This window comes from Roseomonas gilardii (assembly GCF_001941945.1).
Taxonomy (GTDB): domain Bacteria; phylum Pseudomonadota; class Alphaproteobacteria; order Acetobacterales; family Acetobacteraceae; genus Roseomonas.
Genome location: NZ_CP015583.1, coordinates 3736293 through 3751242 on the forward strand (window position 1 = coordinate 3736293; position 14950 = coordinate 3751242).

The window sequence follows — 14950 nt, forward strand, 5'->3', positions numbered from 1 at the left end:
CCACGGGTCATCATCGCGGCAGGATCATAAAATTTTTGCATGATAAATCTTGCATCAGCACATTCACGCATGATTGGCTCGGTCCGTGGAACTCCGGCAGCTTGAGACCTTCTGCGCCATCATCGTGGGCGGCAGCCTGACCGCGGCGGCACGGCTGACGGGCCGTTCCCAGCCGGCGATCTCGCGCCAGTTGCAGGAGCTGGAAACGGCCCTCGGCTTTGCCCTTTTCGAACGCAACGGCCCCCGCGTTACTCCGACCGAACAGGGCCTGCGGTTCCATGACGAGGTGGAGCCTTCCCTGGCCGGCCTCCGGCGCCTGGAGGAACGGGCCGAGGCCATCGCCCGGGGCGAGCTGGCCTCGCTCGATATCGCCGCCATCCCCGCCCTGGCCACGGGTCTGCTTCCCCGGGCCCTGGCGCGGCTGCCAGCGGAGGACCTACCGCGCAACCTGGGGCTGAGCGCCGCCCCGGCGGGCGAGGTGGTGCGGCAGTTGCTCGACCGCCGCGCCGGGCTGGGCTTCGCCAGCCTGCCGGTGGATCACCAGGGGCTGGACGTCCACTGGCTGGGCGAGAGCCGCTGCGTCGCGGTGCTGCCCGCCACCCATCCCCTGGCCGGGGAGACCTGCCTGCCGCTGCGCGCCCTGGATGGGGAGCGGCTGATCACCGTGGCCGACCCGCACCGCCTGCGCCACCGGATCGAGACGGCGCTGGCCCGCGCCGGGGCGCGCCCGCGCGGCCTGCTGGCGGTGAATGCCTCGATCCTGGCGGCCTCGGCGGCCCAGGCCGGGCTGGGCGTGGCGCTGATCGACCCGGTGACGGCGCAGGGCCTGCCGGCCGCGGGGCTCGCGATCCGGCCGCTCGACACGGCGATCCCCTTCTTCTGGAGCGTGCTGACCCCGGCGGCGCGGCCACCCTCCCCCCTCACCCGCCGGGTGATCGAGGCGGCGCGCGAGGCGGCGGAGGAGCTGCCGGGTTTCCGCCTTCATCCGCCCCGGTCCATGGACCTGCTGACCGCCCGCCAGGCGGCCTTCCCCCAAGACAAAGAGGAGCCGGCATGATGACCGAGCCCGTGCAATCCCACGACCCGGCCGTGGCGGAAGCGCCGCACGGCCTTCCGGCCCTGGAGGCGCGGCTGCGCGCCGACCTCGAATGGCTGGAACTGCCTGGCAAGCCCTGGGTCCCGGCGCGGGAGGCGGATGGCCGGCCCGTGACCGACGTGGCCATCATCGGCGGCGGCATGTGCGGGCTGGCGGCCTCGGCGGCGCTGCGGCTGCTCGGCATCGACAACCAGCAGGTGCTGGACCGCGCGCCGGAGGGCGAGGAAGGCCCCTGGATCACCTGGGCGCGGATGGAAACGCTGCGCTCGCCCAAGACGCTGGCCGGGCCGGCACTGGGCCTGCCGGCGCTGACCTTCCGCGCCTGGTACGAGGCGCAGCACGGCCGCGCCGCCTGGGACGCGCTGGGCAAGATCCCGCGCCCGATGTGGATGGACTATCTGCGCTGGTACCGTCACGCGATGCGGGTGCCGGTGCGCAACGGCGTCGCCGTCTCCCTGCTGCGCCCGCGCGCGGATGGGTTGATCGCGGTGGAGAACAGCGCGGGGCCCGCCATCCTGGCGCGGCGCGTGGTGCTGGCCACCGGGCGCGACGGGTTGGGCGGCGCCTTCGTGCCGGAACTGGCGCGCGGGATCGACCGGCGCTTCTGGGCGCATTCGCGCGATGCCATCGACTTCGCCGCACTGCGGGGGAAGCGTGTGGCCGTCATCGGCGCCGGTGCCTCGGCCATGGACAATGCCGCCACGGCGCTGGAGGAGGGCGCGGCCAGCCTGGACATGTTCGTTCGGCGCCAGGCCCTGCCCCGCGTCAACAAGTTCACCGGGATCGGCAGCCAGGGCGTGGTGCATGGCTTCGCCGGCCTGCCGGACGAATGGAAGTGGCGCTTCATGCACCATGTCCTGAGCGAACAGACGCCGCCACCACGCGACAGCACGCTGCGCGTGTCCCGCCATCCGCAGGCGCGGCTGCATCTCGGCAGCCCGGTCCTGTCGCTGCGCGAGGAAGGCGGCGCAGTCGTGCTGGAAACGCCGCAGGGCCGCCATGCGGTGGACTTCGTGATCTTCGCCACCGGCTTCGGCGTCGATCTCGCGCAACGGCCGGAACTGGCGCTGGTGGCGGGCGAGATCCGCTTCTGGCGCGACCGCTTCGCCCCGGAACCGGGCGAGGAGAATGGCGAGCTGGCGCATTCGCCGGACCTCGCGCCGGATTTCAGCTTCCTGGAGCGGCATCCGGGCGCCTGCCCGGCGCTGTCGCGCATCCACTGCTTCAACTACCCCTCCTCGCTCAGCCATGGGAAGCTGACCGGCGACATCCCCGCCGTCAGCGCCGGGGCGCAGCGCCTCGCCCAGGCCATCGCGCGGCACTTCTTCGTCGAGGACCGGGAGGTGCATTACGACCGGCTGCGTGCCTTCGCGGTGCCGGAACTCCTGGGGGATGAATGGGCGCCGGCGGAGGTGGCGGCTTGAGGCGCCTCCCCGGGCGCCGGATGATACCGCAGGCGCCCGCGAAGGGTGGTGCAACGAAAGCGATGCCCCGAAAGCCATGAAGGGATTTTCCGGAATGCAGAGACGACATCTTCTCGCCGGCCTCGGCGCCGCCTCCCTTCTGCCGTTGGTGGGAAGGGCACAGGCGCAGGGCGGCCGGAAGCTGACCATCGCCTTCGGCGATCCGGTCTCCTCGCTCGATCCGCAGCTCAACAACTTCGCCGGCGACCGTTCGGTGGACCTGCACTTCTTCGACCTGCTGATCGAGAACCGCACCGAGGGCGGGCTGCAGCCGGGGCTGGCGCTGTCCTGGAAGCCGGTGGGCGAGAAAGTCTGGGAATTCGCCCTGCGCCCCGGCGTCACCTGGTCGGACGGCAGGCCCTTCACCGCGGATGACGTGGTCTTCTCCTATGCCCGCGCGCCGGAGGTTCCGGGCAGCACGGCGAGCTTCGCCGGCTATCTCCGCACGGTGGAGAAGGTGGAGGCCACGGGGCCGCTGACGCTGCGCGTCACGACCAAGGAGCCGAACCCGCTGTTGCCGCTGAACCTCGCCTCCGTGCACATCGTCAGCCGGCACGCGACCGAAGGCGCGTCGAGCAGCGATTTCAACAGCGGCAAGGCGATGGTGGGGACCGGCCCTTATACCTTCTTGTCCTTCACGCCCGGCGAGCGCGTGCGGATGACGGCGCGGCCCGATTACTGGGGCGGCAAACAGGAATGGGACGAGGTGGACTACCGCTACATCGCCAGCGCCCCGGCGCGCACGGCGGCGCTGCTGGCGGGCGATGTGGATGTGATCGACAAGGTCTCGGTCTCCGACCTCGCGCAGATCCGCGCCCGCAAGGAGGTGGTGCTCTACGCCTATCCCGGTCTGCGGATGCTGTTGCTGCAGCCGAGCTTCTCGGAGAAGCCGAGCCCCTTCGCCGTCGCCAATGACGGATCGCCATTGCCGAGGAACCCGATGCTGGACATCCGGGTTCGGCGCGCGCTGACCATGGCGGTGAACCGCGATGCGCTCTGCGAGCGGCTGATGAACGGCACCGCCACGCCGACCGGACAGTGGATGCCGGAGGGCAGCTTCGGTTACGACCCCTCGATCAGGCCGCCCGGTTTCGAGCCCGACAAGGCCAGGGCGCTGCTGGCCGAGGCAGGCTATCCCGATGGCTTCCAGCTCACCCTGCATCTGCCGAACGACCGCTACGTGCTCGGCCCGCAGGTGGCGCAGGCGGTGGCGCAGATGTGGACGCGCATCGGCGTGAAGACGCAGGTCGAGGCGGTGCCCTGGTCGGTCTATTCCTCCGGCGTGAAGACGGGCGACTACGCCATGACGACGCTGGCCTGGGGCAACGGCACGGGCGAGGGCAGCTACGCACTGATCAACGTGCTGGGCAGCGTCGATCCTAAGCAGGGGCGCGGCGTCTCCAACTGGGGCCGCTACAGCAATCCGAAGGTGGACCAGGCGCTGGAGGATGCGATGGCCGCGTTCGACGACGCCAAGCGCGAGGCGATCCTGCAGAAGTCTGCACAGGTGGTGGCCGAGGATGCCGGCATCATCCCCCTCTTCCACTACCAGAATCTCTGGGCGGCGAAGCGGGGCCTGAAGGTCACGCCGCAGACCAGCGACCGTACCACCGCGATGATGGTGAGCCGCACGGCATGAAGACCGACACACCCGAAACCATCCCCGAAACCATCCCTGATCTGGCCGAGCATCTCCTCGGCATCGACGCGGCCTCCCCGCTCGGACGGCTACGGCGCGAGCGTGCCGATATCCTGAAGCACGAGGAGGGCGCCTATCGCGAGCTGGTGCTGCCGCCGCAGCCGGGCCGCGTTTCCCTGGCCGAGCGGGCGGCGCTGGCGCTGCGCGGCGCGCTGATCGAGGGCGACGCGGCCCTGGCGGCGCATTACCGGGCGCTGCTCGCCGCCGCCGGGACGGCGGAGGAGATCGCGGCGGCCGAGGCCTTCCCCGCACCCGGGGGCGAGGGCCGCCTCGCCGTGCTGTTCCGCTATGCCGACATGGTGGCGCAGCGCCCCGCCGATTGCGGGCAGGCGGATATCGACCGGCTGCTCGCCATGGGCCTGACCGCGCGCGACATCGTGGCGGTGACGCAGCTCGTGTCCTTCGTGCCCTATCAGGTCCGGCTGCTCGCCGGGCTGCGCCAGCTCCAGGGAGACGCCGCATGAGCAGGTTCACCATGGCGGAGGTCGGCTGGGAGCCACGCCTGCCGCCGGTCGAGGAAGCGAGCGCAACGCCGGAGCAGATCGCCGCCCTGGATGCCTGCCCGCCGGGGCAGCGCGGCTCGGTCTATTTCCGCACGCTGGTGCACGATCCGGGCTCGCTGGGCGAACGGGGGGCGCTCTTCACCAAGGTGATGTACGCGCCCCGCGGCCTGCCGCGCGCGGAGCGGGAACTGGCCACGGCGGTCGTCTCCATCGTCAACGGCTGCGTGTACTGCACCTCCGTGCATGCGCGGCGCTTCGTGGAGCTGGGCAAGCAGGAGGCGGTGATGCGCGCCCTGCTGGAGCACGGCGTCGCGGCGGAGGGGCTGGATGCCCGGCAGCGCGCCATCGTGGACTACAGCGTGAAGCTGACCGCCACGCCGCAAGCCATGACGCCGGCCGACCTCGCACCGCTCCGGGCCGCCGGGCTCTCGGACCTGGAGATCCTGGACCTGATCCATGCCGTGGCCATGTTCGCGAATGCGAACCGGCTGATGCAGTCCCTCGGCCGGTCCGTGCCGCCCGGGATGTAATACCGGCGGCGTGATGCCGCCCCTCCCCGCCGCCCCGGCGGCGGGAAGGTCCCCCGCCGCCGTGCCTTTTCGGTCATCCCCGGGCCGGCATTGGCAGGGTCGCGGAAACTCGCGGGGCGGCTGGCGTTGTTGCTCCGATACGGTATCCGGACGATCGCCATGAAACTTTTCACGTGCCAGAGTTGCGGGCAGGTCCTCTATTTCGAGAACACCACCTGCACCCAGTGCCAGCACCGCCTCGGCTACCTCCCGGAGGAGGAGACGATGTCGGCGCTGGAACCCGATGGCGACACCTGGCAGGCCCTGGGCGCGCGTGACGGGGAACGGCGCTACCTCTTCTGCCGCAATGCCCAGCACGATGTCTGCAACTGGCTGATTCCGTCGGATTCTGACGACAGTTTCTGTCTCGCCTGCCGGCACAACCGGATCGTTCCGAACCTCGCGGAGCCAGGGAATATCGAGCACTGGCGGGCGCTGGAAGTGGCCAAGCACCGGCTCTTCTACAGCCTACTGCGCCTGCGCCTGCCGCTGCAGACCCGCCAGGAAGACCCGGAGCACGGGCTGGTCTTCGACTTCAAGGAGGACATGGCCGGCACCACCAAGGTCATGACCGGCCACGACGACGGCGTGATCACCATCGCGCTGAAGGAGGCCGACGACGTGCGACGCGAGGAGATGCGCAAGCATCTGGGCGAGGTGTACCGCACCCTGCTCGGCCATTTCCGGCACGAGATCGCGCACCACTACTGGGACCTGCTGGTGGAACGCGGCACGAATGGGGAGCTGGAGGCCTTCCGCGACCTCTTCGGCGACGAGCGGCAGGACTATCAGCAGGCGCTCGACACCTACTACGCCAATGGCGCCCCGGCGGACTGGCAGGTGAACTATGTCAGCGCCTATGCCAGCGCCCATCCCTGGGAGGACTTCGCCGAGACCTGGACGCATTACCTGCACATCGTGGACACGCTGGAAATGGCCGGCGCCTTCGGCATCAGCGTGCATCCCGCCGAGGTGCCGGATGACGGCTCGCTGAGCACCGATATCGACTTCGACCCCTACAAGGCCGGGACGATCGGGGAGATCGTGGATGCCTGGCTGCCGCTGAGCTTCGCGGTCAACAGCCTGAACCGCTCCATGGGGCTGGCGGATCTCTACCCCTTCGTGCTGTCCCCGCGCGCGGTGGAGAAGCTGGGCTTCGTCCACCGTCTTGTCCCAGGGCAGCCACTGGCCGGGGAAGCACCCCCGCCCCCGCCCCCCGATCCGGCCTGACCGGACGGCGCGGGGCCGGGGGGGGCACCGCGCTCAGCAGCCGCGCGAGGCGAAGTCCTGTGCCCGGGCGGCGCGGCGCTGATCGGCCGGCAGGCCGGTCACGGAGGCGGTATAGGCTGCCCCGGTCGCATTGGCCGCGGCCTCCCGGCAATAGGGGTCGGGGATGGCGGCGACGCCGGGCGTGTAAACGGGCTGCGACGGCGAGGCACAGGCGGCCAGCCCGGTCAGGCCCAGGCAGGCCGTCATTCCGAGCATCCAGCGGGACATGGCGAGATCCTCCTCAAAGCCAGGAGAAGCGCCGTCCCGCCGGATGGTTGCGGGTGCCCTTACCAGCGCACCCGGATGCCGCCGATCACCAGCAGGCGATCGCCGAAGTAGCAGGCGGTGGAGGAGGAGCAGCTGGAGACATAGGCCTTGTCCGCGATGTTGTTCGCGTTCAGCGTCAGCTCCAGGCCCTTGGCCTGCGGGAAGCGCTCGCCGACGTCGTAGCGCACCGCGGCGTCGAACAGGGCGAAGTCCGGCACCTTGAAGCTGTTCGTCTCGTCGCCATAGGTCGAGCCGACATAGCGCACACCGGCACCCAGGGAGAGGCCACGCAGGATGTTGTCGGTGAAGCGGTAGTTCGCCCAGGCGCTGGCGATATGCTCGGGCACCTGTTGCGGGCGCTTGCCCTGGACGTTCGCGGTGGTGGAACGCGTCACCTCGGCGTCGATGTAGCTGTAGGTGCCGATCAAGTCGATGTTGCTGGTCAGGCTGGCGCGGCCCTCGACCTCGACGCCCTGCGAGCGGATCTCGCCCGTCTGGATGCTGTAGTTGGTGTTGACCGGATCCGGCGTCAGCACGTCCTTCTGCTTGATGTGATAGGCCGCGACCTGGATGAAGCTGTTCATTCCCGGCGGCTGGTACTTCACGCCGGCCTCGTACTGCTCGCCCGTGGTCGGGCTGAAGGCGCTGCCGCCACGCGAGGGCGAATAGGTTCCGGAATTCGGCAGGAAGGAGGTGGAGTAGTTGACGTAGGGCGCGATGCCGTTGTCGAAGAGATAGAGCAGCCCGGCGCGCCAGGTGAACTTGCTGTCGTCCTGGCTGGAGCGGCTGCTGTAGGTACGGGTGTAGGTCTCGCTGGTCGCCCAGTCGTTGCGCACGCCCACCGTCAGGTGCCAGCGGTCCCAGACCATCTGATCCTGCCCATAGAGGCCGAGCTGGTCGGTGTTCTGGTAGGTCGTGCCGGAGGCGCCGATCTGGGGCCGGGCGATATAACTGCCATAGACGGGCGCGAAGAGGTCGAGCGTGGTCGCCGTGCCCTGGCCGAGCCGCCGCTTGGCGGAGCTGCGCGACCAGTCGAGGCCGGTCAGCACCGTGTGGCGCACCGGCCCGGTGTTGAAGTCAGCCTGCGCCTGGTTGTCGAGGGCCAGCGTGTCCGCATGCTCGATCGACAGCGTCGAGGCACGCGAGGCGGTGCGCTGGTTCGCGGCGAGGGAGCGGAAGGAGACCGCCGAGAACTCGGAATCGATATGCGAGTAGCGGAAGTTCTGGCGGACGGTCCAGATGCTGTCGAGCCGGTGCTCCAGCTGGTAGCCGACCGAGGCGACGGTGCGGTCGTACTTGTCGAAATCGGGCTCGCCCGGGTTGAGGCTCGGCTTCAGCTTGCCGTTGCGGTTCGGCAGCACCGTGCCGGCCGCCGGGACGAAGTTGTAGAAGCCGCCGTTCGGATCGTGCTGGTAGCTGCTCAGGAAGGTCAGCGTGGTATCGGCATCCGGCCGCCAGGTCAGCGCGGGCGCGATGGCGATGCGCTGGTCCTTGACGCCGTCATACTGCGTGTTGCTGGTGCGCCCGATGCCGGTCAGGCGGTAGAGGAACTGGCCATCCTCGGTCAGCTTGCCGCCGAAGTCGAAGGAGGTCTGCAGCCGGGCGTGGCTGCCGGCCTCCAGCCGGACCTCGTGGATCGGCGTCTCGGTCGGGCGCTTGCTGACGAGGTTGACGATGCCGCCCGAGCCGGTCTGGCCGTAGAGCACCGAGGCCGGGCCGCGCAGCACCTCGATACGCTCCAGCAGCCAGGGATCGACCGAGGGGATGGCGTAGGAGACGCCGCGCTGCTGCCGCAGCCCGTCGAGGAAGTTCACATAGGCCGCGCCGACGCCCTGGCCGCCGAAGCCACGGATGAAGTTGCTGTCGTAGCGCGAGGTGGGGCGGATCTCGGACAGCACGCCCGGCGTGTAGCGCAGCGCCTGGGAAACGGTCTGCGACGCCTGGTCGTCCATCTGCTGCCGCGTGACGACGCTGGTGGACTGGGGCGACTCGATCAGCGGCGTGTCGGTCTTGGTGCCCGTGGTGGCCACGGGGGCGACATAGCCGTCCACCGGCTGCCAGCTCCGCCAGGCCGTGCCCTGCACATCCACGGTCGGCAGGGTGAGCGTGCCGGCCGCCGCCTGATCCGCCGCCTGGCTTTGAGCGGCCACATTCGCACCGGCCGTGCCCGGGGTTCCGGACGGCGCGGTTCCGGTCGCCGCATCCTGGGCGAAGGCGGTGGGAAGACCCAGGGCGGTCACGGCGACGGTCGTCAGCAGGAGACCACGCCAGGAAACCAGGGAGGGAAGGCGAATCGGGGTCGGTCGGGGGGCCATGTGTATGCGGCGTCCATCAAGCGGGCAGAATGTGCCTCCGCGCCTATGCCACTTGATAATTGATCTCAATATCCTCCACGCCAGCGACTCGCTGTGGCCTTGCGGATACGCCCGATTGTCACTGATAGGACACAGTAGATGACCAAATCGCCATTTCCGGCATGGCCGCCGCGCGCCGCATGCGGTGGCGTCCGGCGGGATCGCCTTGACTCGCCCCTGCCACGCCATGGCATATCGCCGGCGTGGCCGCTCCATGGGCCGCCGTAAGCGTTCGACGTGAGCCAACGCATCACATCTGGACCTCGTGCCGGATGGGGATGCATCGTGCTCGCCGGGCCGCTGCCTCTCCATGACGGAACGGAGAGGATACACCCATGGACCCTACCTGCGCTTCCGCGCCACGCTCCACCCCTCTTGATGACGCTGTCCCGGGCGGCACCCGTTCCACCAGCGGCACGCCGGATGCGGCATCCCTGCCGCGCCTCGCCCTGGCAGTCTTCCTCGCCTACATGACCGTGGCGCTGCCGCTGCCGGTCATCCCGCTCTATGTCCATGACGGGTTGGGCTTCGGCAATGTCGTGGCCGGGCTCGGCATCGGCATCCAGTTCGTCGCCACCATCCTGACCCGCGGCTATGCGGGCCGCCTCGCCGACCATGCCGGGGCGCGCCGCTCCATGCGATCGGGCCTTGGCTTCTGCGCCCTGTCCGGGGTGGCCTACATGCTCTCGGCCCTGCTGCCGCTGGAGGCGCTGCCCCGGCTCCTGCTGCTGATGGCTGGGCGGCTGGTGCTGGGCTTCGGGGAAAGCCAGCTCGTCATCGGGGCCCTGGCCTGGGGCATCGGCCTGGTCGGGCAGCCCCGCACCGGGCGGGTGCTGGCCTGGATGGGAATGGCCATGTACGGCGCCCTCGCCGCCGGGGCGCCGGCCGGGCTCTGGCTCGCCGGCCCGGGTGGGGTGACGGGGGGTGGAATGGCCGCTGTCGGCCTCGCCACGCTGCTGCTGCCGCTTCTCGCCCTCGCCATGACCACGGGCATTGCAGCGACCCGGCCGGTCGGCGGCACGCGGAGTTCCTTCTGGAGCATCATCGGGCGGATCCGCCTTCCGGGCCTCGCCGTGGCGCTGCAGGGGATCGGCTTCGCCGCCATCGGCGCCTTCGCCACGCTGCACTTCGCCGACCGGGGCTGGCCGCATGCGGGGCTGGCGCTGAGCTGCTTCGGCGGCGCCTTCGTGCTGGTGCGCATCGTCTGCGGCCATGCGCCGGACCGTTTCGGTGGCATCCCTGTCGCCCTGGCTTCCCTGGTGGTCGAAACCGCCGGGCTGCTCCTGCTCTGGAGCGCGGCGACCCCGCTCCTCGCCCTGGCTGGCGCCGCCGTCACCGGGGCGGGCTGCTCCCTGGTCTTCCCCGCGCTGGGGGTGGAAGTGGTGAAGCGCGTGCCGCCGCAGATGCGCGGCACCGCCCTGGGCGGCTTCGCGGCCTTCCAGGACCTGTCCTATGCCGTGACGGGACCGCTGGCCGGGCTGGTGGCGAATGCCCTGGGTTATGCCGCCATCTTCGGCTTCTCTGCCCTGGCCTCCCTGCTGGGACTGGGGATGGTGCTCGCCATGAGGCTCAGGTCAGGGCAGCGGGAACCGACGGGCAGCGGCTTCTGAACATTGCGGTCCGCCGCTGGCGCCGCACCAGGGGACTGACAGCGAACACGTTCCGGTTGGACGCACCGAGAACGGGTCGCGGGCAATGCCCAGATGGCATGGCGTCATCAGGACCGACATACGGCCGACCGGGGAGCCAGCGAGAATGGCTGGCTCCCGCATTCCGAATCCGCTTCATCCGGCCGGATGGACCGAGCACCTGAACAGGCAGGGGCAGAGGCTGCGATAAAAGCCGGTGGCGCCGTCGCGCCACGGGCATCGCCTCATGCGAAGATGAAGTCGCTGGCCTGCAGTTCGGTGTGGGCGACCACGACGATGGCGCCATTGCCGAGATTAATGGAATTGGCAGTGCTGTCGCCGTAGCCGCTCAGGTCGCCATGCGTGATGTTCAGGTGGCCGAAGTCATGGACGTTGCTGAAGCCCGTCAGGTCGATCTTGTCCTTGCCGTGCTCGAAATCCATGATCCGGTTGGTCTTCGTCCCCTCGCCGAACACAAAGGTATCGCTGCCCCCGGTGGTGAACCGCCCGGTCGCCGGGCCATCCCCCCAGATCTGGCTGCTGGCGTTGGTGCCGCCGACGATCACGTCGTCGCCACCATGCGCGAAGCCCGAGAGTGGGCCGTCGCCATAGACGATGAGATAGGAATTGTCCTGGATGGTGATGACGTCATTGCCACCACGCGCATTGCCGGACAAGCTGCCATCGCCATAGACGGAATAGCCACCATAACCGCTGCGGCCGAGGATGACGTCGTCACCACCCTGGGCGAAGCCGCTCAGTTGCTGGGCGTCACCCCAGATGTCGTGCTTGTAGGCGCCGCCGAGGATGTAGTCGTTGCCGCCAACGGTGAACTCGCTCATCGTCTGCGCATCGCCGAAGACCGTTGCTGCGCTGCCGATGATCATGTCGTCGCCGCCATGCGCGAAGCGGGTCATCCGGTTGGCATCGCCGTAGATGACGGCGTTGGTCCACGCCGTCTCGCCCGCGCCGATGATTTGATCGTTGCCGCCGATGCTGAAGTCGCTCATCACGCCGGCATCGCCGAAGATGGTCTCATTGTTGATGGTGGCGTAAACGCCGAGGATGACATCGTCGCCGCCATGCGCCGCGCCGTTCATCGCGAAGGCGTCGCCATAGATGTAGTTCAGGGCATAGCCGGATACGGAAGTACCGGTCAGGAACTGGCTCGCGCCAATCTGCTGGCCGCCCAGAGTGCCGCTCACGTCACCAAAGATATTCGCCACAGGATTCTCCCCAGACCGCCAGTCGGGCGCGGTCAGGAGCGCTTTTCTGAATGACCGGCAGATGTCGTCAATCTCATGAGACATCTCAAACTTGATACGATGCCGCAAAGTCGCGTTTACACAGTGATCTTTCGAACATGAATTATTGGTGTCTTAAGCATCATCCGATCGGAGGAAGACGGCCGATTCGAGCGCATACCGGCTTCCTCCCGATCAGGAGTCACTTGGCTGCTTCCGGATACCGATGCCAACCCCGCCCAAGGCCCCACGCAGGGCCCTGCAAGACGGACGCGGGGTGAGGTCGCTCCTCAGCCCTCCCGGATCTGATAAAAGCGCTGCGGGTGAAGGCTTCCAGCCGCTTAGTAAAGCCGCTTGCTGTAGCTTTCCGCGATCCAGGCCTCGCTGCGCTCCGCATCCTCGGCCAGCTGGTCGGCCAGGATGCGGCCCAGCGAGGGGAAGGAGGCGCGCGGCACCTGTTTCGCCGGGTCCCAGAGGCCGGAGCGCATCATGGCCTTGCCGCAATGGAAGAAGACTTCCTCCACCGTGACCAGCAGCCCGGCCAGCGGCGGCTTGCCCTGGGCGGCGAGCGGGGCGAGCAGCGCCGCGTCCCGCGTCATCGCCGCCCGGCCATTCACGCGCAGCGTCTCGTTGATACCGGGGACGAGGAAGATCAGTCCCAGTTGCGGATTGCCGGCGACGTTCATCATGGTGTCCACGCGCCGGTTGCCGATGCGATCGGGGATTAGCAGCGTCACCTCATCCAGCACGGCGACGAAGCCCGGCGCGTCGCCGCGCGGCGTGGCGTCGCAGCGCCCCTCCGCATCCGCCGAAGCGATCACCAGGAAAGGCGAGAGGGCGATGAAGGCCCGTGCATGGCGATCCAGCCGGGTGAGTTGCTTGGCCACGACACGCGGGTCGGGCTGGCCGTAATGCGCACGGATTTCCTCCGCATCCGGGGTTGCGGGCGATGCCATGGATGGCTCCTTCTCAGCCACGCGCGTATTCGGCGGCGCGGCGAACCAGCTCCTCCTCCGGGCGGATGCCCGTGTAGAGCACGAACTGCTCCAGCGCTTGGAGGGTGATCACCTCGCCGCCGTCGATCACCCGCTTGCCCAGCCGCCGCGCCAGGCGCACCAGCGGCGTTTCCACCGGCAGGGCCACCACGTCGAAGACGGTTTCCGCCGCCGCCACTGCCGCCTCCGGGAAGGACAGATCCTCCGCCTCCGGCCCGCCCGCCATGCCGACCGGCGTGACATTCACCAGCATGGCGGGGCGCAGCGTGCCGAGATCGGCCCGCCAGTCATAGCCGCAGCTCTCCGCCAGGGCGCGGCCCGTGGCCTCGTTGCGCGCGACGATGGTGCCCTGGCGGAAGCCCGCGTCGCGCAGCGCCGAGGCCACCGCCTTGGCCATGCCGCCGCTGCCGCGCAGGGCGAAAGGCGTGTCGGGCGGAATGGCGTGGCGCGCGATCAGCTTTTCCACCGCGATGTAGTCCGTGTTGTAGGCGGTGAGGTGGCCGTCGTCGTTGACGATGGTGTTCACCGAGCGGATCGCCGCCGCGGAGTCGGTGAGCCTGTCCAGGAAAGGAATGCAGGCCTCCTTGAAGGGCATCGACACGGCGCAGCCGCGGATACCCAGGGCCCGGATGCCGGCGATGGCGCCCGGCAGGTCCTTCGTGGTGAAGGCCTTGTAGAGGAAGTTCAGCCCCAGCTCGCGATACAGGTAGTTGTGGAAGCGGGTGCCCGTATTGCCCGGCCGCCCGGAGAGCGACATGCAAAGCACCGTGTCCTTGTCGATGGTCGGCAGCACCGGCTCTCTCCTGTCTTGGCCCGGCCCAGGCTAGTGGCCAACCTTCCTGGCGACCAGTTCCGGATCGAAGCGCAGATGCCGTCATGGAAGGATTCCAGCCGCTCCGTGGCAACCGTCATTCCTTCGCCGCTGTCGCCCGATGTCTGCGCTCCGTCTTGCGCGGAGCGATTCCAGCGCCGGGCGCCGTGGCAGGCTCCCCTCCGACGGCCAGCTTGGCGCCAATGGTCCGCTCGAAGCCATTGCCGACGTGCTGGCCCATGGCGCGGGACGCCGCATCGGCATCCCGAAGCTGCAAGGCTCGCAGGATCGCCAAGTGTTCCTGGTGGGATACGGCGCTGCTGCTATCGGTCTCAAAGCCCCGGCGCCGCAGCAGATGCATGCGGTCGATGACCTGCCGATAGAAGCCGAGCAGGGTCTTGTTGCCCGCCATCTCGATCAGGCGGTCATGGAAGGCAATGTTGAGCGGAAAGTAACGATCCACATCGCCTGACATGGATGCCGCCTCCAGTTCCTCCAGCATGCCTGCCAGTTCGCTGGCCTGCCGGTCGGTGAAGCCGGGAGCCAGGAGCCGGCCAGCCATCTCGTCCAGGTTGCGGCGCACGGCATACAGCTCCGCCGCTTCCTCATCCGTGATTTCACGGATGTAGACGCCACGGTTCTTCTCGAAACGGACCAGCCCGGCCGTTTCGAGCGAGCGAAACGCCTCACGCACCGGCGCCCGGCTGATCTGCATGGATTCAGCCAGATCGGCTTCGTTGAGCTTGGCGCCCGCCACGATGACGCCTGCCTTGATCCGGCGAATGATGTCCTCCTCCACCGCGCCCGCAAGAGTCTGGGAGCGGAGAAGGTCCAGCGAACGGGTCGGGTCGGGCATAGCGCCCTATAGGATTGCAGGCCGGGCATTTCCAGCCAATTGTCAGTTGTCTTATTGTCGACAATCTAATAATTGTCGACAATCTAATAATTCTGCGCAGAGGACATGCACCGCCCTTCGCCCTGGAAGCGATCGGCGATGCGCTCCTGGCCTGTCGCGCACGATCTGTGGCGGTCGCCAGAAGCCAGGCATGCCG

The 14950-nt window shown here is 68.7% G+C and carries 13 protein-coding genes; 7 read left to right on the forward strand and 6 right to left on the reverse strand.

Annotated features, from left to right (window positions below; all coding sequences use genetic code 11):
- Positions 1-85: 85 nt before the first annotated feature.
- The 6 genes from RGI145_RS16960 to RGI145_RS16985 all read left to right on the forward strand — a co-directional run bounded on the left by RGI145_RS16960 (position 86) and on the right by RGI145_RS16985 (position 6560).
- Positions 86-1057, forward strand: a complete 972-nt coding sequence (locus RGI145_RS16960) for a LysR family transcriptional regulator (RefSeq protein ID WP_075799287.1) — start codon at positions 86-88, stop codon at positions 1055-1057.
- Positions 1054-2520 carry an NAD(P)-binding domain-containing protein gene (locus RGI145_RS16965; protein WP_237183115.1) on the forward strand — a complete coding sequence of 489 codons (1467 nt, stop codon included), beginning with the start codon at positions 1054-1056 and terminating at the stop codon, positions 2518-2520. Before RGI145_RS16960 ends, RGI145_RS16965 begins: the two co-directional genes overlap by 4 nt.
- A 94-nt stretch (positions 2521-2614) precedes the next feature.
- Entirely contained in the window at positions 2615-4198 is a 1584-nt protein-coding gene (locus RGI145_RS16970) for an ABC transporter substrate-binding protein (RefSeq protein WP_075799289.1), read from the forward strand.
- Positions 4195-4722, forward strand: a complete 528-nt coding sequence (locus RGI145_RS16975) for a CMD domain-containing protein (protein ID WP_075799290.1) — start codon at positions 4195-4197, stop codon at positions 4720-4722. The genes RGI145_RS16970 and RGI145_RS16975 overlap by 4 nt, the downstream gene beginning before the upstream one ends.
- Positions 4719-5291 carry a peroxidase-related enzyme gene (locus tag RGI145_RS16980; RefSeq protein ID WP_075799291.1) on the forward strand — a complete coding sequence of 191 codons (573 nt, stop codon included), beginning with the start codon at positions 4719-4721 and terminating at the stop codon, positions 5289-5291. Before RGI145_RS16975 ends, RGI145_RS16980 begins: the two co-directional genes overlap by 4 nt.
- Before the next feature lie 159 nt (positions 5292-5450).
- The gene (locus RGI145_RS16985; protein ID WP_075799292.1) at positions 5451-6560 is read left to right on the forward strand and encodes a zinc-binding metallopeptidase family protein; all 1110 of its coding nucleotides are present in this window, start codon (positions 5451-5453) and stop codon (positions 6558-6560) included.
- Between the two features lie 33 nt (positions 6561-6593).
- Here RGI145_RS16985 and RGI145_RS16990 read toward each other — a convergent pair whose 3' ends face one another.
- Together RGI145_RS16990 and RGI145_RS16995 are read right to left on the reverse strand one after the other, a co-directional pair.
- Positions 6594-6827, reverse strand: coding sequence for a hypothetical protein (locus tag RGI145_RS16990; RefSeq protein WP_027280760.1), 234 nt, complete (start codon positions 6825-6827; stop codon positions 6594-6596).
- Positions 6828-6886: 59 nt separating this feature from the next.
- Entirely contained in the window at positions 6887-9181 is a 2295-nt protein-coding gene (locus RGI145_RS16995) for a TonB-dependent siderophore receptor (RefSeq protein ID WP_075799293.1), read from the reverse strand.
- A 374-nt stretch (positions 9182-9555) separates the two neighbouring features.
- Here RGI145_RS16995 and RGI145_RS17000 point away from each other — a divergent pair, with 374 nt between their 5' ends.
- A complete protein-coding gene (locus RGI145_RS17000; protein ID WP_156878583.1) occupies positions 9556-10830 on the forward strand; it encodes an arabinose transporter in 1275 nt (424 codons plus the stop codon).
- 263 nt (positions 10831-11093) lie between these two features.
- On the opposite strand, the gene RGI145_RS17005 is transcribed toward RGI145_RS17000, so the two are convergent.
- From RGI145_RS17005 to RGI145_RS17020, 4 genes are all read right to left on the reverse strand, one after another.
- Positions 11094-12074, reverse strand: a complete 981-nt coding sequence (locus tag RGI145_RS17005; RefSeq protein WP_075799294.1) for a M10 family metallopeptidase C-terminal domain-containing protein — start codon at positions 12072-12074, stop codon at positions 11094-11096.
- Positions 12075-12433: 359 nt separating this feature from the next.
- Positions 12434-13048 (reverse strand): pyridoxamine 5'-phosphate oxidase family protein, encoded by a 615-nt coding sequence (locus RGI145_RS17010; RefSeq protein WP_075799295.1) that lies wholly within the window; start codon positions 13046-13048, stop codon positions 12434-12436.
- Between the two features lie 13 nt (positions 13049-13061).
- Entirely contained in the window at positions 13062-13880 is an 819-nt protein-coding gene (locus RGI145_RS17015; protein WP_075799296.1) for a shikimate 5-dehydrogenase, read from the reverse strand.
- Between the two features lie 115 nt (positions 13881-13995).
- Entirely contained in the window at positions 13996-14754 is a 759-nt protein-coding gene (locus RGI145_RS17020) for an FCD domain-containing protein (protein WP_237183116.1), read from the reverse strand.
- Between the last annotated feature and the right edge of the window lie 196 nt (positions 14755-14950).